Source organism: Micromonospora sp. NPDC047557 (assembly GCF_043205095.1).
Classification (GTDB): Bacteria; Actinomycetota; Actinomycetes; order Mycobacteriales; family Micromonosporaceae; genus Micromonospora.
The window spans coordinates 177,432-202,547 of sequence record NZ_JBIDDK010000012.1 but is presented as its reverse complement, the minus strand read 5'-3'; the positions used below and the strand labels follow the sequence as shown (position 1 = coordinate 202,547).

23 protein-coding genes and 2 tRNA genes are annotated in these 25,116 nt (G+C 72.4%); 8 read left to right on the top strand and 17 right to left on the bottom strand.

The annotated features are described in order from the left end of the window. Positions 1–127: 127 nt before the first annotated feature. The 7 genes from ACGGAQ_RS25205 to ACGGAQ_RS25175 all read right to left on the bottom strand — a co-directional run bounded on the left by ACGGAQ_RS25205 (position 128) and on the right by ACGGAQ_RS25175 (position 6,650). Positions 128–379, bottom strand: a complete 252-nt coding sequence (locus tag ACGGAQ_RS25205; RefSeq protein ID WP_393052971.1) for a hypothetical protein — start codon at positions 377–379, stop codon at positions 128–130. 203 nt (positions 380–582) lie between these two features. After that, positions 583–659 (bottom strand) — tRNA-Met (locus tag ACGGAQ_RS25200). Positions 660–783: 124 nt separating this feature from the next. Beyond that, a tRNA-Met gene (locus ACGGAQ_RS25195) sits at positions 784–857 on the bottom strand. A 60-nt stretch (positions 858–917) separates the two neighbouring features. Then, complete coding sequence (locus tag ACGGAQ_RS25190; RefSeq protein WP_393052968.1) at positions 918–1,865, bottom strand: hypothetical protein; 948 nt, start codon at positions 1,863–1,865, stop codon at positions 918–920. Continuing rightward, positions 1,855–2,364: a SigE family RNA polymerase sigma factor gene (locus ACGGAQ_RS25185; protein WP_393052965.1), complete on the bottom strand. Its 510-nt coding sequence runs from the start codon at positions 2,362–2,364 to the stop codon at positions 1,855–1,857. The genes ACGGAQ_RS25190 and ACGGAQ_RS25185 overlap by 11 nt, the downstream gene beginning before the upstream one ends. Before the next feature lie 188 nt (positions 2,365–2,552). Next, a complete protein-coding gene (locus ACGGAQ_RS25180; RefSeq protein WP_393052989.1) occupies positions 2,553–5,540 on the bottom strand; it encodes a UPF0182 family protein in 2,988 nt (995 codons plus the stop codon). A 96-nt stretch (positions 5,541–5,636) separates the two neighbouring features. Further along, positions 5,637–6,650 carry a PDZ domain-containing protein gene (locus ACGGAQ_RS25175; protein ID WP_354862712.1) on the bottom strand — a complete coding sequence of 338 codons (1,014 nt, stop codon included), beginning with the start codon at positions 6,648–6,650 and terminating at the stop codon, positions 5,637–5,639. Positions 6,651–6,834: 184 nt separating this feature from the next. Between ACGGAQ_RS25175 and ACGGAQ_RS25170 the strand changes: the two genes are divergently transcribed. After that, positions 6,835–8,082 carry a zinc-dependent metalloprotease gene (locus ACGGAQ_RS25170; RefSeq protein WP_393052986.1) on the top strand — a complete coding sequence of 416 codons (1,248 nt, stop codon included), beginning with the start codon at positions 6,835–6,837 and terminating at the stop codon, positions 8,080–8,082. 187 nt (positions 8,083–8,269) lie between these two features. Here ACGGAQ_RS25170 and ACGGAQ_RS25165 read toward each other — a convergent pair whose 3' ends face one another. Both ACGGAQ_RS25165 and ACGGAQ_RS25160 read right to left on the bottom strand, forming a co-directional pair. Beyond that, positions 8,270–8,878 carry a hypothetical protein gene (locus ACGGAQ_RS25165; protein WP_393052962.1) on the bottom strand — a complete coding sequence of 203 codons (609 nt, stop codon included), beginning with the start codon at positions 8,876–8,878 and terminating at the stop codon, positions 8,270–8,272. Positions 8,879–9,109: 231 nt separating this feature from the next. After that, positions 9,110–9,640, bottom strand: coding sequence for a M48 family metallopeptidase (locus ACGGAQ_RS25160; protein ID WP_234587656.1), 531 nt, complete (start codon positions 9,638–9,640; stop codon positions 9,110–9,112). Positions 9,641–10,166: 526 nt separating this feature from the next. Here ACGGAQ_RS25160 and ACGGAQ_RS25155 point away from each other — a divergent pair. From ACGGAQ_RS25155 to ACGGAQ_RS25145, 3 genes are all read left to right on the top strand, one after another. Then, positions 10,167–10,334, top strand: coding sequence for a DUF5679 domain-containing protein (locus tag ACGGAQ_RS25155; protein ID WP_007464795.1), 168 nt, complete (start codon positions 10,167–10,169; stop codon positions 10,332–10,334). A gap of 240 nt (positions 10,335–10,574) precedes the next feature. Further along, positions 10,575–11,687, top strand: a complete 1,113-nt coding sequence (locus tag ACGGAQ_RS25150; protein ID WP_393052958.1) for a hypothetical protein — start codon at positions 10,575–10,577, stop codon at positions 11,685–11,687. Further along, positions 11,684–13,030, top strand: a complete 1,347-nt coding sequence (locus ACGGAQ_RS25145; protein WP_393052955.1) for an ABC1 kinase family protein — start codon at positions 11,684–11,686, stop codon at positions 13,028–13,030. The genes ACGGAQ_RS25150 and ACGGAQ_RS25145 overlap by 4 nt, the downstream gene beginning before the upstream one ends. A gap of 293 nt (positions 13,031–13,323) precedes the next feature. Here ACGGAQ_RS25145 and ACGGAQ_RS25140 read toward each other — a convergent pair whose 3' ends face one another. From ACGGAQ_RS25140 to ACGGAQ_RS25130, 3 genes are all read right to left on the bottom strand, one after another. Further along, entirely contained in the window at positions 13,324–13,689 is a 366-nt protein-coding gene (locus ACGGAQ_RS25140; RefSeq protein ID WP_007464802.1) for a WhiB family transcriptional regulator, read from the bottom strand. A 129-nt stretch (positions 13,690–13,818) separates the two neighbouring features. Further along, positions 13,819–14,070, bottom strand: coding sequence for a hypothetical protein (locus ACGGAQ_RS25135; RefSeq protein ID WP_393052952.1), 252 nt, complete (start codon positions 14,068–14,070; stop codon positions 13,819–13,821). A 122-nt stretch (positions 14,071–14,192) separates the two neighbouring features. Beyond that, complete coding sequence (locus tag ACGGAQ_RS25130; RefSeq protein ID WP_393052949.1) at positions 14,193–16,358, bottom strand: ATP-dependent DNA helicase UvrD2; 2,166 nt, start codon at positions 16,356–16,358, stop codon at positions 14,193–14,195. 93 nt (positions 16,359–16,451) lie between these two features. Here ACGGAQ_RS25130 and ACGGAQ_RS25125 point away from each other — a divergent pair, with 93 nt between their 5' ends. Continuing rightward, on the top strand, positions 16,452–16,694 hold the full coding sequence (locus ACGGAQ_RS25125) for a mycoredoxin (protein WP_355063701.1): 243 nt from the start codon (positions 16,452–16,454) through the stop codon (positions 16,692–16,694). Positions 16,695–16,762: 68 nt separating this feature from the next. Here ACGGAQ_RS25125 and ACGGAQ_RS25120 read toward each other — a convergent pair whose 3' ends face one another. After that, a complete protein-coding gene (locus ACGGAQ_RS25120) occupies positions 16,763–18,061 on the bottom strand; it encodes an MFS transporter (RefSeq protein WP_393052946.1) in 1,299 nt (432 codons plus the stop codon). Between the two features lie 216 nt (positions 18,062–18,277). On the opposite strand from ACGGAQ_RS25120, the gene ACGGAQ_RS25115 reads away from it, so the two are divergent. The 3 genes from ACGGAQ_RS25115 to ACGGAQ_RS25105 all read left to right on the top strand — a co-directional run bounded on the left by ACGGAQ_RS25115 (position 18,278) and on the right by ACGGAQ_RS25105 (position 20,061). Continuing rightward, entirely contained in the window at positions 18,278–19,258 is a 981-nt protein-coding gene (locus ACGGAQ_RS25115) for a helix-turn-helix domain-containing protein (RefSeq protein ID WP_393052944.1), read from the top strand. Positions 19,259–19,331: 73 nt separating this feature from the next. Then, a complete protein-coding gene (locus ACGGAQ_RS25110) occupies positions 19,332–19,571 on the top strand; it encodes a DUF397 domain-containing protein (protein WP_354861535.1) in 240 nt (79 codons plus the stop codon). Positions 19,572–19,785: 214 nt separating this feature from the next. Beyond that, positions 19,786–20,061 (top strand): hypothetical protein, encoded by a 276-nt coding sequence (locus ACGGAQ_RS25105; RefSeq protein WP_393052942.1) that lies wholly within the window; start codon positions 19,786–19,788, stop codon positions 20,059–20,061. A 124-nt stretch (positions 20,062–20,185) separates the two neighbouring features. On the opposite strand, the gene nudC is transcribed toward ACGGAQ_RS25105, so the two are convergent. Genes nudC through ACGGAQ_RS25085 form a run of 4 tightly spaced genes read right to left on the bottom strand, consistent with a single transcriptional unit; the run spans position 20,186 to position 24,973 of the window. Then, the gene (nudC, locus tag ACGGAQ_RS25100) at positions 20,186–21,145 is read right to left on the bottom strand and encodes an NAD(+) diphosphatase (protein WP_393052940.1); all 960 of its coding nucleotides are present in this window, start codon (positions 21,143–21,145) and stop codon (positions 20,186–20,188) included. Positions 21,146–21,197: 52 nt separating this feature from the next. Further along, positions 21,198–22,541 (bottom strand): M16 family metallopeptidase, encoded by a 1,344-nt coding sequence (locus ACGGAQ_RS25095; protein ID WP_393052939.1) that lies wholly within the window; start codon positions 22,539–22,541, stop codon positions 21,198–21,200. Further along, on the bottom strand, positions 22,538–23,848 hold the full coding sequence (locus ACGGAQ_RS25090; RefSeq protein WP_393052937.1) for a M16 family metallopeptidase: 1,311 nt from the start codon (positions 23,846–23,848) through the stop codon (positions 22,538–22,540). The genes ACGGAQ_RS25095 and ACGGAQ_RS25090 overlap by 4 nt, the downstream gene beginning before the upstream one ends. Before the next feature lie 9 nt (positions 23,849–23,857). Next, on the bottom strand, positions 23,858–24,973 hold the full coding sequence (locus tag ACGGAQ_RS25085; RefSeq protein WP_393052935.1) for an LLM class flavin-dependent oxidoreductase: 1,116 nt from the start codon (positions 24,971–24,973) through the stop codon (positions 23,858–23,860). Between the last annotated feature and the right edge of the window lie 143 nt (positions 24,974–25,116).

The following is a 25,116-nucleotide window of genomic DNA, read 5'->3' as shown; positions in this document are numbered from 1 at the left end:
GCCCGCCCCCCCCCCCCCCGGGCGGCCCCCCCCCCCGGCGCCCCCCCCCCCCCCCCCCCCCCCGCCGCCCCCCCCGCCCCCCCGCCGGCGCGGGGGGGGGGGCGGCGCCCGGCCGGATGGGCAACGGTCAGCGCGGGGGGCCACCGCGTCGGCCGCGCGTCAGACGCAGCACCAGGAACACGATGATCGCCACCACCACGAGGCAGCAGAGCAGACCGAGGAAACCGAAGCCGCCGCCACGGGAGCGCCGCCGGGCGGCCTCCACCACCAACTCGCCGGTCCCCGTGGACGCCCAGGCCGCGACCGGCACGAAGACCGCCAGGACGACCGCACCGAGGACCGCGCTGAGCCGGCCCCACCACTTCCCGAATGAAGACATGCGCCCATCCTCGCCGAAGGACGCAACCTCAGCACGTCGGTCCACACCGAATTCACGCCGTTCGGGCGGCCGGAGCGGACCCGCCGCCCTTCCGCACCGCGCCCCGCGTCGGCAGCGTCCACAGGCCGACCCGCACCGCACCCGGCCGGGAAACAGAAAACCCGGCCCCATCATCTGGGGCCGGGTCCGGTGTGCACTTTCCGTGGTAGCGGGGACAGGATTTGAACCTGCGACCTCTGGGTTATGAGCCCAGCGAGCTACCGAGCTGCTCCACCCCGCGTCGACTGGTTAACCCTAACCCATCCGCCCCGACGATGATCAGCGGGGGCCTCGGCGGCTCGGGACACGGGTCCCGGAGATGGCGAAAGCCCGTCCCCGGAGATCCGGAGACGGGCTTTCAGTCGTAGCGGGGACAGGATTTGAACCTGCGACCTCTGGGTTATGAGCCCAGCGAGCTACCGAGCTGCTCCACCCCGCGTCGGCTCGTTAACCGTAGCGCACCGACCCGGGGCACCGCAAAACGACTCCGATACCGCCGTCAGCCGAGCCATTTCTCGATCGCCGCCACCGCCCGTCGGCTGTCGGCGTCGACCTGCGCGCGCTCGGCGGCGGTGTACTCCCAACCCTGCTCCCAGAGCACCGTCACCACGTCGTCGACCCGGACCGCCCGGACCAGTCGTACCTCGTCCGCGCCCGGATCGCCCATGCCCTGCGGGTACGGGGCCCGCAGCTCGAACAGCACCGACTCGTCGCCGTACGCCCCCGGGTCCAGCAGTCGCTGCCGCCAGGTCCTGGTGTCGTCGGGCATCCGCTGCTCCGGGCAGGCGCGGACGGCCTGCCGCAGCTCCCGCAGCGCGTCCTCGGCGCGGCCGGGACGGTAGATCGCGATGCTGTGCCGGTAACTGCCGTCCGGCACGCTCCCCGCCGGGGTCTCCGGTCGCTTGTAGGCCATCGACCGGGCGCGGCGCTGCACCACTGCCGACTCGCTGGGATACCGGGTCCCGCACAGCGCCGGCAGGACCGGGCCCGGCGCGGTCGATTCCAGGCCCGTCCGGTTGGCAGCCGCCAGGACGAAGAAGGCGCGGTCCGGGATCGAGGTCGGTGGGTGGGCGGTCGCCGCGCCGGTGGGCTCGGCCGAGGGCGTACCGCTCGGCGTAGCGCGCGACGGCGTCGGGGACGAGGGCGCCGTGGATGCCGACGCCGGCGCGGACGGCGACGGGGAGGGTGGAAGGGCCGACCCGGTCGGCAGCGGGGAGGCCGGCGTGCCGGCCGGTGGTGGCAGCGGCGCGGACCCGTCGGCGGAGAACGCCAGCCGCCCCCCGACGGCCACCCCGCCGAGCAGCACCGCCACCGCCAGCGCACTGCCGGCCACCCGGACCCGGGCCCGCCGGTCGGCGTGCCGCCGGACCAGCTCGGGGTGGGCCACCTCCACACCGTCGGCCACGACGGTGAGCGACCGGTACAGGTCGGGAAGGTCAGCTGACATCGTTCGCCTCCAGCTCCTCGATGTGGACGTCGGGCAGCAGTACGGCCAGCCGGGACCGACCGCGGGCCAACCAGGACTTGACGGTGCCGAGTGGCACGTCGGCCTCCCGGGCGATCTCCTCGACCGGCATGTCGAAGAGGTAGTGCAGGGCCAGCGCCTGTCGCTGCGTCGCCGGCAGTTGGCGAAGCGCGTGCACGAGCAGCACCCCGTTCTCGCTCGGCGGGGGCGCGGTCGGTGGCGGCCCGCTGCGGCTGACCATCGCCCGCGAGCGGTGCAGGCGCCGCCAGCGGTCGTTCGCCAGCCGGGACACCACCAACCGCAGCCAGGCCTCGGGCGCCGGATGCTCGGACAGTCGCCCCCACTGCCGCCAGGCCCGCGCGAACGCCTCCTGAACGAGGTCCTGCGCCTCGGTGTGGTCACCGGTCACCGCGTAGCCGTACCGCATCATCCGCCGGGCGGTGCTGCGGTAGAACTCGTCGAAGCTCTGTGCGTCCCTCACGCCTGCCCCCTTGTCCGCGCCCCGTTGCATCAAGGACGGCGGGAGGTGGTCGTGGGTTGCGGTTCAGCGGGACAAAGCGTGTCGGAGAGGCGACAGGCCGGCATAACGTACGGACGCGACGGAGCCCTCGCCGCCAGGACCGGACAGGTCCGACGACGAGGGCTCCGGGGTGCTCCTCGGGCGGCCGGTCAGCCGCCCGTGCCGGCGCTCGGGGTGGCGCTCGGCGCCGGCGGCGCACCGCCGGTCGGGTTGGCGCCCTGCTGCGCCTGCTGGAACGCCGTGAGCGCCTCGTCCAACGCCTTGAGCGCGCGACCGTACCGCTCGAAGTCCCCGGAGGTCTGCGCGGCGCGGACCTCGGTGATGGCGGTCTGCACCCGGTCCGCGGCGGCGGCCAGCTCGCCGGCCGGCGGCGGAGTCGTGCTGCCCGGCGTCGGGGTCGCGCTCGGCGACGGGTTGGTCGGGTTGCCACCGGTGGTCGGCGGCGGCGACGTGCCCTGCCCGGCCTTCTTACCCTGCTCGACCAACTGCTTGATGCCGTCGTTGATGTTGTCGGCGAGCGCCACGAACGAGCCGCCGTCACCGTACGAGAGCAGCACCTTCTGCAACAGCGGGTACGCGTCCTGCTGGTTGCTCTTCACGTAGACCGGCTCGACGTAGAGCATGCCGTCGGCGAAGGGCAGCGACAGCAGGTTGCCGTACTGCACCTGCGCCTGGTTGCTGGAGAGCAGGTTGAGCTGCTGGCGGATGTTCGCGTTGTTGGTCATCTGCTGGTGCACCTGCACCGGCCCGGAGATCCGGGTCTGGTCCGGTAGCTCCAGCACCTCCAGCCGCGGCTTCCCGTCGACGTACGACCCGGAGATCAGCGCGGCCAGGTTCTGCCGGCCGTTCGGGGTGACCGCCGAGGTGAGCTGGAACCGCGGGCCCTCCTGGCCGGGGAACTGGGTGAACAGGTAGTACGGCGGCTGCTTCTGACCGCTGTCCGGCGCGTCCGGCACGTTCGGCACCTGCCAGAAGTCCTGCGCGGAGTAGAAGTCACCCGGGTTGGTCACGTGGAACTTGGTGAGCAGGTTGCGCTGCACCTTGAACATGTCGGCCGGGTAGCGCAGGTGCTCCGTCAGCTCGACCGGGATGTCCGCCTTCGGCTTGATCAGGTCCCCGCCGAACGCCTTGTTCCACGCCTTGAGCACCGGGTCGGTGTCGTCGTACTCGTAGAGCGTCACGGTGCCGTCGTACGCGTCGACGGTGGCCTTCACCGAGTTGCGCATGTAGTTGACGTTCTCCCGGGCCAGCTGGAAGGTGCCCCGGTTGGTCAGCTCGTCGGTCGTCTCGACCTGGAGGTTGACCCGCTCGGCGTACGGGTAGGTCGCCGCCGTCGTGTAGCCGTCGACGATCCACTGCACCCGGCCGTCGACCACCGCCGGGTACGGGTCGCCGTCCAGGGTGAGGAACGGCGCGACCTTCTCCACCCGGTCCCGCGGGTTGCGCACGTACAGCAGCTTGGAGTCCTTGTTGACCGCCTCGGAGAGCAGGAAGTTCGACTCCTGCTCCTTGATGGCGTACAGCAGCCGCCGGGTGAAGGAGCCGATCTTGACGCCGCCCTCGCCGGTGTAGGTGTAGGACTCGCCGCCACCCTCGCCGACCGGCCTGTCGAACTCGGCCTTCTTGTTCGGGTCGGACTGGCCGACGATCGCGTAGTCGTCGGGCGCCATCCGCTCGCCGTAGTAGATGCGGGGCTGCTTGGCCGGGATCTGCTCGGTCTGCGAGGAGCACGCCTCCTGGGTCTTCTCGCCGAGGAAGCCCGAGACGAAGAACGGCTGTCCGCCGCACACCACCTGGTTCGCCGGGGCGGCCACCAGGCCGTACCCGTGGGTGTAGACGGTGTGCCGGTTGATCCAGGTGTTCTGCTGGTCGGTCAGCTCGCCGTAGTTGATCTCCCGTACGCCGACGACGTAGTCGGAGGTCTTGCCGTTCACCCCGTACCGGTCGATGTCCAGCTTGGGGCCGAAGTCGTAGAAGCCCCGCACCTGCTGGAGCTGGGTGTACGTCTCGCTGACCAGCTGCGGGTCGAGCAGCCGCACGTTCGACACGACTGACGTGTCGGTGGCCAGGTTCGCCGGTGGCGTGAGGTTGCTCGCCGCGTACGGGGTGGTGTCGGTGGCGCCCAGCCCGAACGCCGCCCGCGTCGCGTCGATGCTGCGCTGGATGTACGGCGCTTCCTTGTCCTTGGCGCTCGGCTTCACCTCGAAGGTCTGCACCGCCCAGGGGTAGATGCCGCCGATCGCCACGGCGGAGACGCCGAGCAGAGCGAGCGAGATGCCCGGCCACACCAGGTTCCGCATCCAGGCGTTGGAGAACACGATGATCGCGATCGCCACGACGATCGAGATGTACGCCAGGATCTCCTTCGCCGGCAGCAACGCGTTGACGTCGGCGTAGCCGGCACCGTACAACTTGGCGCCCTCGTTGTACTCCAGCAGCATCGCCCGGCGGTCCAGCACGTACGCCAGGGCCTTGAGCAGCACGAACACCGCGACGAGGGTGCTCAGGTGAGCGCGGGCCGCGTTGCTCATCCGGTCGCCGATGCCCTGCAGGCGGACCCCGCCGAAGAGGTAGTGCACCGCCAGCGCGCCGATCAGGGCCAGCACCACGGCGGTGAAGCCGACACCGAGCAGGTAGCGCCAGAACGGCAGCTGGAAGACGTAGAAGCCGATGTCCACCCCGAACTCCGGGTCCTTGACCCCGAAGTCACCACCGTTGCGAAAGAGCAGCCACTGGTTCCACCGGCTCTGCGCGGACAGGCCGGCGAACAGCCCGACCACGGCGGCGGTCAGCGCGATCCAGGTGCCGAGGCGCGGGCTGAGCGCCATCCGGTAACGCTCCAGGGTGGCCTGCTCCACCGAGTGCGGCCGCAGCCGCGGACGCAGCCGGTGGGCCAGCCACAGGTTGCCGCCGACGACCAGCGCCATGCCGAGCCCGATGACGAGGAACAGCATCAGCCGGGTGACCAGCACACCGGTGAAGACCTCGGTGTAGCGGACCTCGTCGAACCAGAGCCAGTCCGTCCAGGCCTGGACACCCCAGCCGAGCAGGGTGAAGAGCACGAACACCCCGACCAGGACAGCGATGGTGACGCGGCCGCGCCGGCTCATCCTCGGCAGGGGGCTGCTGCTACGCATTACCACGGTTGGCTCCGCACGCTCGATGTGATCGGCTCCGATCAGGCACCCAGAGTACGGGGTGTTTCTGAACGTGTCGGGGCACGGTCACACCGGTCAGCAGCGGGTCGGCTGACCACCCGCGCGCAACGTCTCCAGAGCCGTCAGCGCCTCGTCCAGCGAGCCCACCTTCAGCAACGGCAGGTCGGGCTGCGGATTGCGGACCGCCTCGGCGCAGTTGTCCGCCGGCACCAGGAAGACCTTGGCCCCCGCACGCTTCGCGCCCACCAGCTTCTGGGCGATCCCGCCGATCGGGCCGACCGTGCCCTCGTCGTCGATGGTGCCGGTGCCCGCGATGACCTTTCCGCCGGTGAGGTCGGCCGGGGTCAGCTTGTCCACGATGCCCAGCGCGAACATCAGGCCGGCGCTCGGGCCACCGATGTCCCCCAGGTCGATGCCGAGCGTGAACGGGTGCGGCTGCTGCTGGTCGATCTCGACGCCGATCCGCGGCCGGCCGTCCTGCTCGCGGCTCGTCACCGTCGCGGTGGACGCCGTGCCGTCGCGCGTGTAACCGATGCTCAGGGCCGTACCGGCCGGCTTGGCCCGGATCAGCTCGGTGACCTTGGCGGCCACCGGCACCGGCTTACCGTCGACCGAGGTGACCACGTCGCCGACCTTGAGCACCCCGGCGGACGGGCCGTCCGCGGCCACCGTCTTGATCACCACCTGCACGGGGAAGCCCAGCTCGCGCAGCGCGGCGGTCTCGGCGCTGGTCTGCGACACCTTGAAGTCCTCGGCGTTGCGCTGCTCGACCTGCTCCGTCGACTCCCCCGGCGGGTAGACCAGCTCGCGCGGCACCACTGCCTCGTCGTGGGAGAACCAGCCGGCGATCGCCGAGCGGAGCCGCACCGTGGGCTGCACCCCCACGGTCGTCAGCCGGAGCTGGCCGGCGGAGGTGGAGGTCTCCCGGCCGGTGACCTGGATGACCTCCTTACCGTCGGCCGTGCCGAGGGTGTTGACCGTCGGGCCCGGGCCGAGCACCACGTACGGGATCGGCACCCGGAGCACCCCGATACTCAGCAGGGCGGTGAACAGGGCACCGAGCAGGACCGTCAGGCCACGACGTCTCATGCGCCAGAGCGTACCGATTGCTCCGGGCCCACCCGACGGATGCGCCGCGCGACTTCGCCCTCAGCGCAACGCCAGCGGCGGCTACCTGGGGCGCGGCCCGCGTACCGTAGACGTCGTGCCTGATATTCCGTTCGGTTTCGCGCTCCCGGGTGGGCAACCACCAGACCCCAACGATCCCGCGCAGATGCAGCAGTTCATGTCGCAGTTGCAGCACCTGCTCTCCGCGCCGGGCAGCGGGCCGGTCAACTGGGACCTGGCCCGGCAGGTGGCAGCCAGCCAGCTCGCCGCCGCTGGCGACCCGGCGGTGTCGCCGTACGAGCGCAACGCGGTAGAGGAGGCGTTGCGCCTGGCCGACCTGTGGTTGGAGCCGGCCTCGTCCTGGCCGTCGGGCATCCAGTCCCCGGTCGCCTGGAACCGCAATGAGTGGATCTTCAAGACGCTCGACGTGTGGCGCAAGCTCTGCGACCCGGTGGCCAGCCGCATGGTCGGCGCGATGGGCGACCTGGTGCCGCCGGAGGCGCGTGCCCAGCTCGGCCCGATGCAGTCGATGGTGGCCACCCTCGGTGGCGCGCTCTTCGGCGGTCAGCTCGGGCAGGCCCTCGGCTCGCTCGCCGCGGAGGTGCTCTCCGCCGGTGACATCGGGCTGCCGCTCGGTCCGGCCGGCACGGCCGCGCTGATCCCGGCCAACATCCGCGCGTACGGCGAAGGCCTGGAGCTGCCCGAGGACGAGGTCCGCCTCTACGTGGCGCTGCGCGAGGCCGCCCACCAGCGGCTGTTCCAGCACGTCCCGTGGTTGCGCGGGCACGTGCTCAGTGCCGTCGAGATGTACGCCTCGGGCATCCGGGTCAACCGCGAGGCGATCGAGGAGGCGATGGGCCGGGTCGACCCGACCGACCCGGAGTCCATGCAGGCGATCGCCCTGGAAGGCATCTTCACCCCGGAGGACAGCCCGGCGCAGAAGGCCTCGCTGGCCCGGTTGGAGACCGCGCTGGCCCTGGTCGAGGGCTGGGTGTGCCACGTCGTGGACAGCGCGGCCAGTGACCGCCTGCCCAACGTCGTCCGGTTGGGCGAGGCGTTCCGCCGCCGCCGGGCCGCCGGCGGCCCCGCCGAGCAGACCTTCGCCGCGCTCGTCGGCCTGGAGCTGCGCCCCCGCCGGCTGCGCGAGGCGGCGGCCCTGTGGGCGGCGCTCACCCAGCACCGCGGCATCGAAGGCCGGGACGCCGTCTGGGGTCACCCGGACCTGCTCCCGTCGGACGACGACTTCGCCGACCCGGTGGCCTTCGCGATGAACGACTCGGACCTGAGCGAGCTGGACAGCTTCGACTTCACCGCCCCGGGTGGCGCGCACGAGAAGGCGCCGGGCGAGCCCGACGGCAACGACGACGAGGGCAAGAACGACGAAGGCGGCACGGACGGCGGCACCAAGAGCTGACGGCGGCAGGCCGGGCGCCCGCGCGAATCGGTAGCGGGCGTCCGGCACACGCCCGGCTCGATGATCCACTCGGCTTCCTGGAAGGCGCGTTGTCCGCGCGGCCTGGACGCCGCGGTTTCCAGGAACCCGAGTGAATCACGCCCACGACGACCCGGACGGACGGCCAGGCGCGTCGACAGCGTGCCGATCAGGCGGGGCGGCCCGAGCCCGACAGCAGCGAACGGGTGGCCTCCCAGCCCTCGAAGGCCGGGTCCAGGGTGGCGAGGTCGGCCGGGCCGCGCTGGCGCCGCCAGCCGGCCGTGACGGCGACGTCCCCGGGCGCGGGAGCACCGGCCCGGGCGTCCGCCGGCGTCGCCGTGTCCAGGTCGAGCGGGGGCAACCACTCCGGCACGGGCAGTCGTACGGCCACTCCGAGCAGACCCGGGCCGCCGCCCTCCACGGGGGCCACGGCGACCGACCGGGTGGTGAGCGGGCGCAGCAGCTTGCCGACGGTCAGCGCGGGCAGGTCGGGCACGTCAGCGACGAGCACGGCCGCCTGGTCGTAGCCGTCCAACGCGGCGAACACCGCGTTCGGTGTCGGCTCGGGCACCTCGTGGACGGCGGTGCCGGGCCAGACCAGCGCGTCCGCCAGCGGGCGGTCGGCCGGGGTCACCGCGACGGCGACGTCCACCTCGTTGAGGGTCGCGGCCAGGTCGATGACATCCTCGGCGAGCGCCGCCCGCCACTTTGCCCGGTCGATCCCCGGCGGCGACCACCACACCGGCCCGAGCATCACCACCACCACCCGCCGCGCCATGACCCGACCCTAACGCCCCGGCCCAGGGCTTCACCCACCCGCAAGCCCCACGCACCCGACCCGCCGAGCCCGCCAGCCCAGACGGGCCAGCCAGCCCGGCGGGGCCGGTGATCGACTCCACATCGGCGATCTGGGGGCATCTCCAAGCCGGGACACCGCCTCATCGGCGACCTGGAGTCGATCAAGGCCGGGCGCGCTGGGGCCAGGGACGGGCGCAGGGCCAGGGGCGGATCAGGTGGGGACGGGGGCGCAGGAGGCGGCGGCGACGCCCTCAAGGTAGCCGCGGGCCCGCTCCGACTTGGGGTAGCGGCCGACCAGCGCCCAGAAGCGAGCGTTGTGGCTGGGCACGATGAGGTGCGTCAGCTCGTGCAGCAGCACGTAGTCGATCACCCAGTCGGGCATGTCCTGGACGCGGTGCGAGATGCGGATGCTGCGGTCGGCGGGCGTGCAGGAGCCCCAGCGGCCGTTCTGGTTGGTGACCCAACGGACACTGGCGGGCACCGCCTTCGCGCCGTACCCGCCGAGGTAGAGATCGATCAGCCGGTTGGCCCGGGCGACCAGTTCGTCGTCCGAGCGGGCGAGCCGGCCCTCGCGGGCGGCGAGTCGCGCCAACATCCGGTCGACCCACTCGCTCTCCTCGGCCCGGGAGAACTGGTCCGGGATGAGGACGACCACCCGCTCACCGTCACGGTACGCAGACACCGTGCGTCGCCGACGCTGGCTGCGCCGCACCTCGACGACCGGCTTACGCGTCCCCGCCATCACTGGCCCGCGCAGCCTCGGCTACGTGTCACGAGGGAAAGCTAATGCGTACTGACCAGGAGTCCGCAAGAGTCAACCGCACGACACGCGCCCAAAAAATGGTGTTTGGTCGCCCAGCGTCCCGAAAATTTCTTGGACCGGTCGTCGCCGGGACGCCGCCGGGACGTCTCGTCACCCACCGTGTAGGTCGAGGGCGCGGCAGCGCGCGAGCTCCCTCCACCGTAGGTGATCACCGTGCTCGGCGCTGCCGCGGGGGCACTCGCACGGGTGGCTGTGAGGGTTTGGTCGGCGTGTCCCCGCCAAACTGACTTATCCGACCTAATTCGCCATGCACACTCTCGACGTCGACTTGCTCACAGGCCGATGCACAGCTGACATGGAACTGCCCAGACCTGGGTAGGGTCCGCGAACCAGCGGTCACGAAGGTGGCCGTGGAGTGAGACCCAGCGCCGGCGCCCCGTGTGGCCCGCCGCCGGGCACCCCGCCGGGACCGTATTGACCGGCGGACGAGACGAGGAGGGCTACCGTGGCCGACCAGGCCCAGACCTACAACGGTTACTGCGTGAAGTGCAAGGAGAAGCGGGACTTCGAGGGGCACGTCGAGGTCTCGAAGACCGGAATGAACATGGCCAAGGGCAAGTGTCCGGTTTGCGGCACAACAGTGAACCGGATTCTCGGCAAGGCCAAGGTCTGACCGTACGGATCGACGGGGGGGGGGGGGGGGGGGGGGGGGGGGGGGGCCCCCCCCCCCCCCCCCCGTCGCGGTCCTGGAGAAGGGCCGCCGCGGACGTCGCCCAAGCTGTCGGGTGACCGACAACAACGCCCAGTGGCCTGTGGATAACCCGCCAGATCCTGTGGACAAGGCTGGATACAGCCCTGGCCACCTGTGGACAACGATCGACCGAGCGCAGGGAAGCGGTCACGATTCGTCACCATGAGTCGTACCGCGCTGCCCCGCCCCACGCTCCTTCCCGGCCTCAGCCGGCTCTGGCGCGATCGGCACACCCTCCAGATCGGCGTCGGTCCGGGGCCCGCCGTGCTGGTGGAGCTGGCCAACCCGCGTACCGCTGCCCTGCTCGATCTGCTGGACGGCACCCGCAGCGAGCGGGACGTGCTGACCCAGGCGCTCGCGGCCCAGGTCGCCACCGACGACGCGCGTACGCTGCTGGACGCCCTGCGCGCGGCGGGTCTGCTGGTGCCGGCGCACAGCCTGCTCCCCCGCGACCTGGCCGGGCCGGTCCGGGCCCGGCTCGCCGCCGAGGCCGGAGCGCTGGCCCTGGTCGCGGCTCGGCTGCCCGGCACCCCCGCCCAGGTTCTGCGTCGCCGGCGGGCGGCCCGGGTGCTGCTCACCGGTGCCGGTGCGCTCGGCGGGCCGCTGGCGGTGGCGCTGGCCCAGGCCGGCGTCGGACAGGTGATTCCGCACGTCACCGGCCCGGTGCGGCCGATCGACCTGGTCGGGACGGGCATCCCCGCCACCGAGCTGGGCCGGCCGCTGGCCCCGGCGATCCGGGCGGCGGTCGACCGTGTCGCGCCCGGCACCGGCACCCACCCGGTCCGGGCCGTCCGGGTGGATCTGCTGATCCAACTCGGCACGGACCGTCCGCCCGCGCTGCTCGCCGCCGGTCTCGCCCAGCGCCGTCAGCCGCACCTGCTGGTGACCCTGCGCGAAGGCGTACCGGTCATCGGGCCGCTGGTCCGTCCACCCGCCGGGCCCTGTCTGCGCTGCGTCGAGCTGCATCGCGCCGACCGTGACCCGGCCTGGCCGGGGCTCGCCGCCCAGCTCGCCACGGCCGAGCCGGTGGCCGCCGGCGCGACCGGCACCCTGCTCGCGGCCATCGGGTACGCGGTGGCGGAGGCCCTGGCGCACCTCGACGGCGCCCACCCCGAGACACTGGGCGGCGCCATGGAGATCACCGGAGCGGGCCGATTCCGCCGCCGAGGTTGGCCGCCGCACCCGGCGTGCGGGTGTTCGCCGACCCGGGCGTACGCACCAGCCCGGCCGCACAGCAGCAGCGGAGCCCTCCGGTCGGTAACAATGGCGAAGTGACCGACATCCCGCGCCGGGCCGTGTCCCGGACCGCCAAGCTCGCCGCTCTGCCGCTCGGCTTCGCCGGCCGGACCGTCCTCGGCATGGGTAAGCGTGTCACCGGGCTCGCCTCCGACGTGATCTCCGCGGAGATCCAGCAGCGCACCGCCGAGCAGTTGTTCAGCGTGTTGGGCCAGCTCAAGGGCGGGGCGATGAAGTTCGGCCAGGCGTTGTCGGTCTTCGAGGCGGCCCTGCCGGAGGAGATCGCCGCGCCGTACCGGCAGGCCCTGACCAAACTGCAGGAGGCCGCGCCGCCGCTGCCGGCCGCGAGCGTGCACAAGGTGCTGGCCGAGCAGCTCGGCCCCGACTGGCGCGACCGGTTCGTCGAGTTCAACGACACCCCGGCGGCGGCGGCCAGCATCGGGCAGGTGCACCGGGCTCGGTGGCGCGAGCCGGGTTACGGCCCGTCCGGCGAGCCGAACAGCCGCGACGTGGCAGTCAAGATCCAGTATCCGGGCGCCGGCGACGCGCTGCTCGCCGACCTCAAGCAGCTCTCCCGGCTGGGCGGGATGTTCCGGGCGATCCAACCCGGCCTCGACGTCAAGCCGCTCCTGGTCGAACTGCGTGAGCGGATCACCGAGGAGCTGGACTACGAGCTCGAGGCCGAGTCGCAGCGCACCTTCGCCGCCGCGTACGCCGACGATCCGGAGATCTTCATCCCGGAGGTGGTCTCCGCGTCGCCCCGGGTGCTGGTCACCGAATGGGTGACGGGCACCCCGCTGGCAGACATCATCTTCGACGGCACCGAGGAGCAGCGGGACGAGGCCGGCCGGCTCATGGCCACGTTGCACCTCTCCGCGCCCCAGCGGGCCGGTCTTCTGCACGCTGACCCGCACCCGGGAAACTTCCGGCTGCTGGCCGACGGCCGGCTCGGGGTGATCGACTTCGGTGCGGTGGCCCGGATGCCCGAGGGCACGCCGGAGCCGATCGGCCGCATCGCCGGGCGGGCCCTGCGCGGCGACGCGGAAGGGGTGGTGGCGGGACTGCGGGACGAGGGGTTCATCGGTGCCACCGACGAGATCGACGCCGAGGGTGTCCTCGACTTCCTCCGCCCGATGCTGGAGCCCATCGCGGCCGACGGGTTCCGCTTCACCCGGGCCTGGCTGCGGGCCGAGGCGGCCCGGCTGGCCAGCCCTCGCTCCCCCACCTACCAGCTGAGCAGGAAGCTCAACCTGCCCCCGTCGTACCTGCTCATCCACCGGGTGACGCTCGGCTCGATCGGGGTGCTCTGCCAGTTGGAGGCGAAGGCGCCGTACCGCAGCATCCTGGAGCGCTGGCTGCCGGGCTTCGCGCCGGTCGCCTGAGGATGTGAGGAAGGGCGGGTGCCGATCGGCACCCGCCCTTCTGCGTGGGGTGGTACTAGAGAACGCCCAGGTCGCGCGCCGACTGGTTGCGGCCGTTCATGGCGACGGTACGGGCGGATCGGGTTGCCTCAGTGCTCGTGGTGGTACGACCGGCCTGAGGCCGGCGCATTCGAGCCCTGGTCAACGCTTCGTGGAGTAGTTGCATCTCGAAGGCTCCACTCGGAACGTTCAACATCGTTTTCTCACTCACTGCCGGTGTGCCACCGGCGTAGTTGGTACGGGTCGGGAACATGTCAGGCTGCCAGCCGGACCGCGCCACGCACCTCGGACAGCCCACTGGCCGCCAGGCGCGCCTCGGCCTCGACCCGGAGCTCCGCGTCACGAGCGACGTCCTCCTTGCGCGGACGGCCACGGGGCCGCTTACGCGGAACGACCGCGCCACGCTCGAAGATCTCGCCGCCCCAGACGCCCCACGGCTCCGCTCGCTCCACCGCCCCGGCCAGGCACTCGACGCGCAGCGGGCAGTCCCCGCAGAGCGACTTGGCCAGCTCGAGCTCGGCAGGCGAGTCGGAGAACCACAGGTCGGGGTCGAACTTCCGGCAGGGCAGGTTCGCCTCCAGCTCGACGCTCACATCGAGGGGGGCCAACGCCAGACTCATCTCCCGGTCACCTCTCTCTCACTTCGATCTCGTGGATCGCATTCCGACGTACTTCGGCGGGGCAAAAAACTGAGGCCGCGGATCCCGGTAGCGGGTTCCGCGGCCTCGAGGTGAGCCGGTGTCTGAGGATCAGACCGGTCTACCTCGAGGTGGAACGCCGCGGACATCCGTGCGCTTCTTGGCGCCATCGATGCCCATGCCCGTGAAGCCACTGGTCCCCTCGACTCCGGCGATTGGCGCAACGGTCAGATTCAGCTCGGCCTGAACCTGGTGCACCTGCGGAACCGACGGTCGTGCGGCCGCAAGGGCCACCCGGACAGCCGACAGCGGAGCGTGGACAGACGGCATCGCCGTCAGACGCTCATAGGTGAAGATCTCCACGGTGGCCACCTCCCTCACGTTCCTCGAATCGACTGGACCAACCCCCGTGAGCAGCCGGAATGGCGCCGCTCGCGTGGTGTGTTCTGAGGCTATTCCTCGCCCGGGGGCGAGGGCAAACGAATTTACGACGAGATTTCGAAAGTTTTCTCCGGGCAGACGTCGTCCACCCCCGCGCCCTGCACGAGCGCCAGCACCGACTCCCCGTAGAGGCCCAGTTTGCGGGGGCCGATGCCGGCGATGGCGATCAACTCTTCCGGCCGGCCGGGACGCCGCTCGGCCAGCGCGGTCAAGGTGGCGTCGGTGAACACCACGTACGCCGGGACCTTCTGCGCGCCGGCCACCCGCTGCCGCCACTCGCGCAGGCGTTCGTGCAGCTCATCGTCGATGTCGGAGGGACAGGTGGGGCACCGACCCAGTTTGCGGTCGGGGCCGGCGAGCAGGGTCGCGCCGCAGATCCGACAGGACACGATCTGCGTCCGGCGCCGTTCGGGACGGCGCGCGGGACCGGTGGAGGCGCCCGCCCGCTCGGTGCCGCCGGAACGGTCCAGCTGGGGCAGGAACCGCGACGGTCGCCGGGCACGGCCGCCCGACGAGCGCGCGGCGGCGTACGACAGCCAGAGCCACTGCCGCGCGCGGGTGATGCCGACGTAGAGCAGCCGGCGCTCCTCCTCGACCTGCTCGACGGTCTTGGCGTACGTGGTGGGCAGGGTGCCCTCGGCGAGGCCGACCAGGAAGACCGCGTCCCACTCCAGCCCCTTGGCCGAGTGCAGCGACGCCAGCGTGACCCCGTCCACCGTCGGCACGTGCTGCTGGGCGGCCCGACGGGCCAGTTCCTCGGTGAAGTCGGTGAGGGTGACCGGGCGCTCCACCGACGCCGCCTCGCCGATCGGCACCACCTCGGGGGTGGCCGCGTACTCCTCGGCGAGCTGGACCAGCGCGGACAGGGCCTCCCAGCGCTCGCGGGCGGCGCCACCGGCCGGGGGCGCGTCCGGGGCCCAGCCGACCGCGGTGAGCGCCTCGACCACGGCGGTCGGCAACGGGGTCTCCCCGGGGATCGAGCGGGTGGCCGACCGCAGGGCGACCATCGCCTGGCGCACCTCGGTCCGCTCGAAGAACCGCTCCGCGCCCTGCACCACGTACGGCACGGCGGCCTCGGTGAGCGCCTTCTCGTACGCCTCGGACTGCGCGTTGACGCGGAACAGCACGGCGATCTCCTTCGCCGGGGTGCCCGCGTCGATCAGCGACCGGCAGCGCGCGGCCACCGCGTTCGCCTCGGCCGGCTCGTCGGTGAAGATCCGCAGGTCGGGTTCCGGTCCCGGGGGGCGCTGCCCGCTCAACTCCAGCCGCAGCCGCGCCTCGGCGCCGCGGGCCTGGGAGATCACCGCGTTGGCCAGCCCGACGACCTGCGGGGTGGAGCGGTAGTCGCGAACCAGCCGGACCACTGTGGCGTTCCGGTGCCGGCGTGGGAAGTCGACCAGGTACGACGAGGTCGCCCCGGTGAACGAGTAGATCGTCTGGCTGGCGTCGCCGACCACGGTCAGGTCGTCCCGGCCGCCCAGCCAGGCGTCCAGCAACCGCTGCTGGAGCGGGTTGACGTCCTGGTACTCGTCGACCACGAAGTGCCGGTACTGGCTGCGGACCTGCTCGGCGACGTCCCGGTGCTCCTCGATGCCCCACACCGCGGCGCGCAGCATGTCCTCGAAGTCGATCACCCCGTTGGAGCGCTTGAGCTGCTCGTACGCGGTGAACACCTCGGCCACCTTCGCCGGCTCGTGCGGCGTGTCCCGCAGCGCCCGGGCCGCCGACACCACGTAGTCCCCCGGCTCCACCAGCGACGACTTGGCCCACTCGATCTCACCGGCCAGGTCCCGCGCGGCGGCCCGGTCGGTACGCAGGCCGACCCGGGCGGCGGCGAGGGTGACCAGCCGCACCTTGCTGTCCAGCAGCTCGGGCATGGCCCGGCCGGCCAGCAGGCGGGGAGCGAAGTACCGCACCTGCCGCAGCGCTGCGGAGTGAAATGTCCGCGCCTGGACACCGTGCGCCCCGAGCAGGGTGAGACGGTGTCGCATCTCGGCGGCGGCCCGGGCGGTGAAGGTGACGGCGAGCACGTGCCGGGGGGAGATCTCCCCGGAGAGCGCCCGGTGGGCGATCCGGGAGGTGATCGCGCGGGTCTTGCCGGTGCCGGCGCCAGCGAGGATGCAGACCGGGCCGGCGGGTGCGGTCACCGCGGAGCGCTGCTCCGGGTCCAGCCCGGCAAGTACGCCTTCCGACGCTGAGTGAACCACCACAACCAGGAATCATCTCAGCTCCTCCGGACGTTGTAGCGGACAGCCTCGGCTTGATCCGCAAGCCGGCGGTCAGAGGAGTTGGAGGATCCGACCATGCTGACGATGTATTCCACCCCCTGGTGCGGCTACTGCCACCGGCTGAAGTCGCAGCTCGACCGGGAGGGCATCGGGTACGAGGTGGTCGACATCGAGCGGGATCCGGAGGCCGCGGAGTTCGTGATGAGCGTCAACGGCGGCAACCAGACGGTGCCGACGCTGCGCTTCGCCGACGGCAGCGCCCTGACCAACCCCTCGATCACGCAGGTCAAGCAGCACCTGGCGACCCTCAGCGCCTGACCGGCCGAATCACCTCTCGACGAACGGCCGCCCGGATCCGGGCGGCCGTTCGTCGTGTCCGACATCCGTCACCGCCGGGGCGGTCGCCGGGGTCCGGTGGCCACCGGCGCGACGATGTCGGCGTCGACCGGGCGGCGCGGCGCGGGGAGGGTCGGGCGGGTCGGCGGTGTGGGCCCCCGGCCGTCGGCCGGCGCGCTCAGGTGCCGGCCCCGCCACAGGTAGACGCCGGCGGCCAGCGTGGCCGCCCCGACCAGCAGGAACAGGGCCCGGTAGTCCAGGACGCCGACCAGCAGGGCACCGGCGCCGATGGAGAGCGCCTGCGGGCCGCTGACCAGCGCCTGGGTGGCCGCCGCGACCCGGCCGACCAGCCCGGGTGGCGTACGTCGCTGGATCAGCGTGTGCAGGCCCACCATCGTCAACGGCAGCGAGACGCCGGCCAGCAGCACCGCCACGATCCCGAGCCGCAGATCGGGGTACGCGAGCGCGAGCGCGGCCGGGGAGAAGAAGGCCACCCCGGCGGCCAGCGTGCCGATCTCACCGAGTCGGCGGACCAGCGTCGGTGAGCAGAGCCCACCGAACAGCCCACCGACGCCCTGCACCATGACCAGCACGCCCACGAAGGCGGCGTCGCGATCCAACCCCTGGTCGACGTAGGCGAAGATGAGCGATTCGCTGAAACCCATCACCAGCGATCCGAGCCCGTAGCCGAGCAGGGCCCGGCGCAGCGCCGGCTCATCGGTCAGATGCCGCAGGCCGGCGCCCAGCTCGGCGGGCCACCGCAGCCGCACGGTCGGCGGCGTCAGCGCCGGGCTCGGCACCGCGGTCACCACCGCGGCCGCGGTCACGAAGCCGACCATGCCGATCCCGGCCAGCGCCCACCCGCCGAGCGCCGCGTAGAGCGCCGCGCCGGCCAGCGGTCCGACCAGCCGCAACCCCTGGCGTACGGTCTGCAGCACGCCGTTCGCCTCGGCGAGCAGCTCCACCGGCACCAACTGCCGGATCAACCCGCTGAGCGCCGCGCCGAGCGTGATGGACGACAGCCCGTAGAGGGCCGCGACCAGGTACACGAGCCAGACGTCGCCCGCGTCGCGGACGGTGAACAGCGGGACGAGCAGCAGCGCGGTGACCACGTTCGCGGTCACGAAGAAGGGCCGGCGCGGGTACCTGTCGACGAACCAACCGACCAGCGGCGCCAACGTCATCGGGGCGATGACGGCGAAGATGATGCCGCCGGCGAGCCCGTTGGAGCCGGTCAGGTCCTTGACCCAGATGGCGAGCGCGAGCAGCAGGATCGACTCGGCAGTCATGCTGGCCAGTAGGCCGCCGAACAGCAGGCGGAAGTCGGGTCGGCGCAGGACGGTGCGCATGGGTCCCTCCGGCGGGATGGCGTGCCCGGCTGGGCGCGGTCGACGGGGCTGAGACCAGGGGTCCGTCGTCGTCCGGCGTATCCGTGGTCCATTTTTCGACAAGACACGCCCCCGCCGGAACCTCCGACGCCGGTCGCGCCGTCCATACTGACCGTGGGGGGCGAATTTCATACAGTTACCGTCGCGTCTGCGGCGGTCGACGGGAAAGAGGACACTGTGCCTCCTGCCGCACCCAGCCCGATCATGCGTCGCCGACGGTTGGGCATCGAACTGCGCAGCCTGCGCGAAGCCGCAGGCCTCACCGGTGACCAGGTTATCGAGCGGATCGGTTGGGCGTCCGCGTCCAAACTGTCCCGCCTGGAGAACGGCCGCAGCCGACCGGACCCGCAGGATGTCGGCGTTCTGCTCGACCTCTACGGGGCCGACACCGCGTCGCGCGAGGAGTTGCTCGCGATCGCCGGTGAGGCCGGCGACATGCGCGGCTGGTTGAAGAACTTTCCGGTGATGACGCAGCAGCAGCGCAGTTGGGCCGAGCTGGAGGCGGGCTGCGCGGAGATCTCCGAGTACAACCCGGTTCTGGTGCCGGGTCTGCTGCAGACCGCCGGGTACGCGAAGGTCCGGATCGTCTCGGCCCGCCAGGTGAGCGAGGGCGCCGGCGAACCGGAGCCGACCGACGAGCCGGAGACCGAGGTGCAGGCCCGGTTGGCCCGCCAGTTGCTGCTGACCCGCGAGCCGCACGCGCCGAGCTACACCGCGGTGCTGGAGGAGGCGGCCCTCGGCCGTCGGGCCGGCCCGCCCGAGGTGCTGCACGAGCAGCTGCACCAGCTGTGCGAGCTTGCCCTGCTGCCCAACGTGACTCTGCATCTGCTTCTGCGGGACACCCAGATCGGCGATTGGTACCTTCCGCCGACCGCCTTCTCCCTCTATCGGTTCGCCGATCCGCTCGATCCGGAGACATTGGCCATCGAAGGGGGGTTCACCGACGTCATGTCGACCGAGTCAATCGCGCTAAATCGCTATAAAGTGGTGTTCGAGTGGCTATGCACGGCGGCACTAGACGCCTCGGACACCCTCTCCTGGCTGATCGAGGCGACGGGACGGCTGACCGGGGCGACGCCCCCATCCACAGTGGCGTTCGGGCCGGCAACGGCGCCGACCCAACGCCGCCGGGCCTCGGGGCGACTGACGGATCGGTGATCCACGGGGGACCCTCCGTCGGGCGTGCGGCACCACTCGTCCCATCGGATCGGTTCACATCAGGAGCAGAGCCATGAACGACATCCACAACACGCCGTCCGTCTCCGCCAGCTCGTTGGCGGACGCCCCGTGGCGTACCAGCACCCGCAGCCAGACCTCCAACTGCGTGGAGGTCGCCCCCCTGGGCACCGGCCCGTCGGCGGTCGCGCTGCGCGACAGCAAGGACCGGGGCGGCCCGGTGCTGCTGTTCAACCGGGCCGGGTGGCTCGGCTTCATCGCCGGGGCGAAGACGGGCCAGTTCGATCTGAACTGATCCTCCTGACCGGGGCGGGGCCGTTGGCATGATGCCGGCGGCCCCGTCGCCCTGTTCGGCGGCAACCCCGCTGACCAGGCATCCGCTGATCGGACGAGGCTCGGAAACAATAGGCGCGTTTCACTTGCTGAGACGAACACGGGGCGTAACATGACCCACGAGAACGTGGAACTTCCACACTGGCTCATTCGTCGCGGTTCATCCGGAGACCCTTATGCGGTTCCTGATCGTTCGCACCGACATCCGCACCGTCGCCGACGGGGACATCGCCGCCGCCTGGGCGGACGGCCATCGCCTCCGCGACGAGACGACCACCCCGGAACCGCGCCGGCAGACCGTGCACGCCGAGGACCGGGACGCCGCGTTGCTGCTGGCCCGGGCCCTGTCGACGGTCGGCGCCGTACGAGCCGGCAAGCAACGGGTCAAGGTCCTGCCACTCGGCGAGCCGCGGCCCATCTTCCGGCGCAGACCCGGCCGCACCGGCACCTGACCCCAGACGTCCGTCGTGGTCGGCTCGGCTCCCCCGCCGCGTCCATCGCTCCCACCGACCACGACGGCCCGTGTTCCCGGCCCGTGACCGCCGCGGCAACGGCGGCCACGGGCCGGGACCGTGCTCAGTGGTCGGCGTCCACCCAGCCGTCCAGCCAGCGATGGATGAGGAACAACGCGATCGACGACGGCGGCGGCAGGATCAGCCGAGCCCCGTCCCCCACGTCCACGGCCCTCCCCGCACACGCGGCCCCGATCTCCTCGCGGCTGAACCACCGGGCGTACGCGATCTCGGACGGGTCGACCTGCACCGGATCCGCCGGGTCGGCGGTGGCCAGGAAGCCCAGCATCAGCGAGCCCGGGAACGGCCATGCCTGGCTGCCGACGTACCTGATCCGCTCGACGGAGATGCCCACCTCCTCGCGGACCTCGCGCAGCACGGCGGCCTCCGCGGACTCCCCCGGCTCGACGTATCCGGCCAGGCAGGAGTAGCGCCGACCACCCGGGGTGCCCGGCCAGCCGGCGTTGTTGCCGAGCAGGCAGCGGCCCTCGGGGCCGTCGACGCCGTCGTGCACCAGCACGATCATCGCCGGGTCGGTACGCGGCCAGATTCGCCCGCCGTTGCGATCCACCCGGGACCAGCCGGCCTCGTCCATCACCGTCGGCGCGCCGGTCGCCGTCGAGTAGCCGTGCCGGGTGTGCCAGTTGAGCAGCGCGAGCGCCGTGGTGAAGATGCCGGCCTCCCGATCGCCGAGCAGGTGGCCCACCTCCCGCAGGTTGACCGCCCGGGTGCCCGGCACCGTCGGCAGCGGCGTGTCGAGCGCGAAGACCGGCACCCCGTCCGGCTCGACACCGAGGAACATCGCCGTCGACTCGGCGCCGGCCGGCACGTCGGCCGCGCCGAACAGCACCAGCGTGGGGGGCGACACGTCGGTACGGGCGAGCGTCCGCCCGTCGTCGGTCGAGTCGAGCAGCAGGATCCGGCCGCGCAGCCACGCCTCGGTCAGCCACTGCGCGTCGCCCCGCCGATGCGCGGCGCGATCCAGCGTGGACCGCGCCAGCGGCGGCGCCGTCTCCCCGCTCACGTCAGCGCTCCGCCGCTGGCAGACACCCGGACCGACGGGCCGTGGCGGCGCCTCACGGCTGCACCGGCTCGGTGTGGACCGGCGTCAGCGCGGCCAGCCCGGGGGTGATCCGCTCGGCGTCGCCCAGCACGACCACCGCCGCCCGGGCGGGCGCGAGGTAGTGGGCGGCAACCCGCGCCACGTCGTCGACGGTCGCCTGCGCCAGGCGGGCCGCGTACTCGGCGAGGAACTCCAGCCGCAGCCCGTTCCCGGCGTACGCGCTGGTCAGCGCGGCCAGACCCGCCTGGGTGGACATGCCGAGCTGGAGGGTGCCCAGGGCGTACTGGCGGGCCTGCTCCAACTCCTCCGGCTTCGGCGGCAGCGACGCCAGCCGGCCCAGCTCGTACGTGGTCTCCAGCAGCGCCGGGCCGGTGACCTCAGTGGCCACCTCGGCGCCGGCGACCAGCACCGACCCGGCCACCGAATGCTCGATCACCGAGTGCGGGCCGTACGTGTAGCCCTTGTCCTCGCGGATGTTCTCCACCCAGCGGGACGAGAAGTAGCCCCCGAAGATCAGGTTGGCCAGTTGCAGCGGCGCGTGGTCGGGGTCGGTACGCGGCACGGCGGGCAGCGCTACCCGCAGCGAGGACTGCACCGAGCCGGGCCGGTCGACGAGCAGCAGCGGCCCCGGCTCCAGCGGCGGGGTGGCCGGCAGGGTGGCCGTACGCCCGGCGCCGGCCCACCCACCGAGCGCCCGCTCGGCCGCGTCCAGGGCCTTCTCCGGCTGCACGTCGCCGACCACCACCAGCTGCGCCCCGGCGGGATGCACCCGCTCGGCGTGCAGGCTGCGCAGGGCCGCCGGTCGCACGGCACGGATCTGGCCCGGCTCCGGGGTCTGCGTGGCGTACGGGTGTCGCCCGTAGATCCGCTTCAGCAGCGCCTCCCGGGCCAGGTGCGCCGGCTGGCTCTGGGCGACCTGGATCCGGTCGATCAGGCGGTCCCGCTCGGCGGCCACCTCGTCGCTGGGGTAGCTGGCACCGGTCAGCACCTCGGCCAGCAGCTCCAGCATCCGGTCCAGGCCGGTGACCAGGCCGGCGCCGGAGAGCATCAGCCGGTCCGGGTCGACGCCCGCGGACAGCCCGCCGCCCACCTTCTGCAGCTCGGCGGCCAACTGCACGCTGGTCATCGACTCGGTCCCGGAGAGCATGGTCTGCGAGAGCATCGCGCCGCGCGCGAGGTGGGCGCGGCCGAACGGCACCCAGAGCCGCAGCTCGACCAGGGGCACCGCCGGCCGGCGTACGGCGATCACGGTGAGCCCGTTGCGCAGCGTGCGTTCGGCCTGCTTGGGCACCTTGAGCTTGCGGGTGGGGCCGAGCGGGGGCAGCGTACGCGGCCCGGTGGTGGCGGTGGCGGTCATCGGGCACCTCCGGGGATGACCTCGACCGCGGCGCGGCGCTCCGGGCGCAGGGTGGCCGCGGCGGCCCGGACCTGCTCCTCGGTGACGTCGCCGACCAGTCGGGGCAGGTCGTTGAGCAGGCCCGGCTCGCCGCGTTGCTGTTCCAGGACCGCCATCCGCAGCGCCCGGCCGAGCACCGCGTCGGTGTCGCGCAGCAGGTGGGTGGCCATCCGGGCCTGGGTACGGGCCAGCTCGCCGTCGGTCAGCCCGTCGGTGGCCAGCCGGTCCAGTTCCTCGTCGACGGTGCGCAGCACCTTGTCCACGTCCCCGCCGGGCGGCAGGTGCGCCTGGAGCAGCAGCGCGGTGGGGTCGCGGACGTCGAACGGGTCGCCCATGAAGCCGAGGTAGCCGCCGAGGCTGGTCACCGTGCGGTCGCGCTGGACCAGTCGTTCGACCAGCCGGGACGCGTCGCCGTCGGTGAGCACCTCGGCCAGCACCACGTACGGCAGGTAGTTGGCGAAGTCGCCGACCGGGTCGGGCACCCGCCACGCGCCGGCCACCGCCGGCAACGGCGCCAGGGCGTCGGTGTACGAGCTGCGCCGCTCGGCGGTCAGGTCGGGCTCGGTGAAGTCGGGCCGCCGCGGCGCGGCACGGGACGGGACGTCGCCGAAGTGCCGGGTGACCAGCTCGGTCGCCTCGGCCACGTCGATGTCGCCGCTGACGGCCAGCACCGCGTTGCCGCTGGCGTAGTAGCGGCGGAAGAAGTCGGCGGCGTCGGCGACGGTGGCCGACTCCAGGTCGTCGAACGAGCCGTAGCCGTCGTGCGCGTTCGGGAACGTGTCGAACATGACCGGTGGCAGGGTCAGCCAGGGAAAGCCGCCGTACGGCCGGCTGAGCACGTTGACCCGGATCTCCTCCTTGACCACGTCGACCTGGTTGCGCAGGTTCTCCTCGGTCAGCCGGGGCCCCCGCATCCGGTCCGCCTCCAGGAACAGCGCACGCTCCAGCGCGTTGCTCGGCAGCGTCTCGAAGTAGTCGGTGTAGTCCAGGTGGGTGGAGCCGTTGAACGTGCCGCCGGCACCCTGCACGTGTCGGAAGTGGGCCAGTTTCTCCAGGTTCTCCGAGCCCTGGAACATCAGATGCTCGAAGAGGTGGGCGAAGCCGGTACGCCCCTGGGGCTCCGAGCGGATGCCGACGTCGTAGACCACCGCCACCCCGATCACCGGAGCACTGCGATCGGGGGTCAGGACCACCCGCAGGCCGTTGTCGAGGGTGAACCGCTCGACCGGATACTTCGTCGCTGGAATTCTGGATCTCCGCGCCGCCACGGAACGACCCTAGCGCGTCGGCACACCCGCCACCGGCGACCTCGGCGGAGCCGCCGCGACCGGGGCGGTGACCAGGGGCAGCACCTCGGCGCCGACCCGCTCGGCCTCCTCGCGGTGCGGCCAGCCGGAGAGGATGAACTCGTCGACGCCGAGCGCGGCGTACTCGTCGATCCGGGCCGCCACCTCGGCGTAGCTGCCGACGAGCGCGGTGCCGGCGCCCTCGCGGACCAGGCCGACGCCGGCCCAGAGGTTCGGTGCGACGGTGAGCCCGTCGGCGCGGCCCGCGTTCAGCGCGGCCATCCGGGCCTGGCCGACGGAGTCCATCCGGCGGAACCGGGCCTGCGCGGCGGCGATCCGCTCCGGGCTCATCCCGGCCAGCAGCCGGTCAGCCTCCGCCCACGCCTGCGCGCTGGTGGCCCGCGCGATCACGTGCAGGCGCAGCCCGGTACGCAGGGTCCGGCCCTGCTCGGCGGCCAGCGCCCGGATCCGGGCCACCCGGGCCGCGATCGCCGTCGGGGGCTCGCCCCACATCAGGTACGTGTCGGCCTGCCGGGCCGCCACCGTCTCGGCGGCCGGGGACGCGCCGCCGAAGTAGATCGGCGGCGGGTCGGCCAACGGGGTGGCGAGACCCCCGCCGTCGACCCGGTAGTGCGTCCCGGTGTAGTCGAAGGGTCGACCGCCCCAGGCGCGGCGCAGCACCTCGATGAACTCCCCGGTGCGGGCGTAGCGGTCGTCGTGGCCCAGGAAGTCGCCGTACGCACGCTGCTCGGCCGGGTCGCCGCCGGTCACGATGTTGAGCGACAGCCGCCCGCCGGAGACGGCCTGGAACGCCTCGGCCTGCTGAGCGATCAGGGTGGGCAGCGCGAAGCCGGCCCGGACGGCGACCAGCATGCCGAGCCGCTCGGTGTGCTGGGCGACCGCCGCGCAGACGATCCACGGGTCGGGGCAGCCGGCGCCGACGGGGGTGAGTACGGCGGCGAAGCCGCCCGCCTCTGCGGCGCGGCCGACCTCGGTCAGATACGCGACGGTGGCGGCCCGGTCGTGCCGAGCGGCGCCTGCGGTGACGGTCGCGGCACCGACCTGATCGCCGTCGCCGGAGGTGGGCAGGAACCAGTGGAAGGTCATCGCACAGTCACCTCTCTGACAGCTGCCGGGCGCCGAACCCTAGCAAGCTGGTAGGAAATACCGACATAGGCGAGACGCACCTTCCCGGCATGTGGATGGGTCTTGACGCTGACCTCGGCCTGGCCCAGTCTTCCTACCAACTA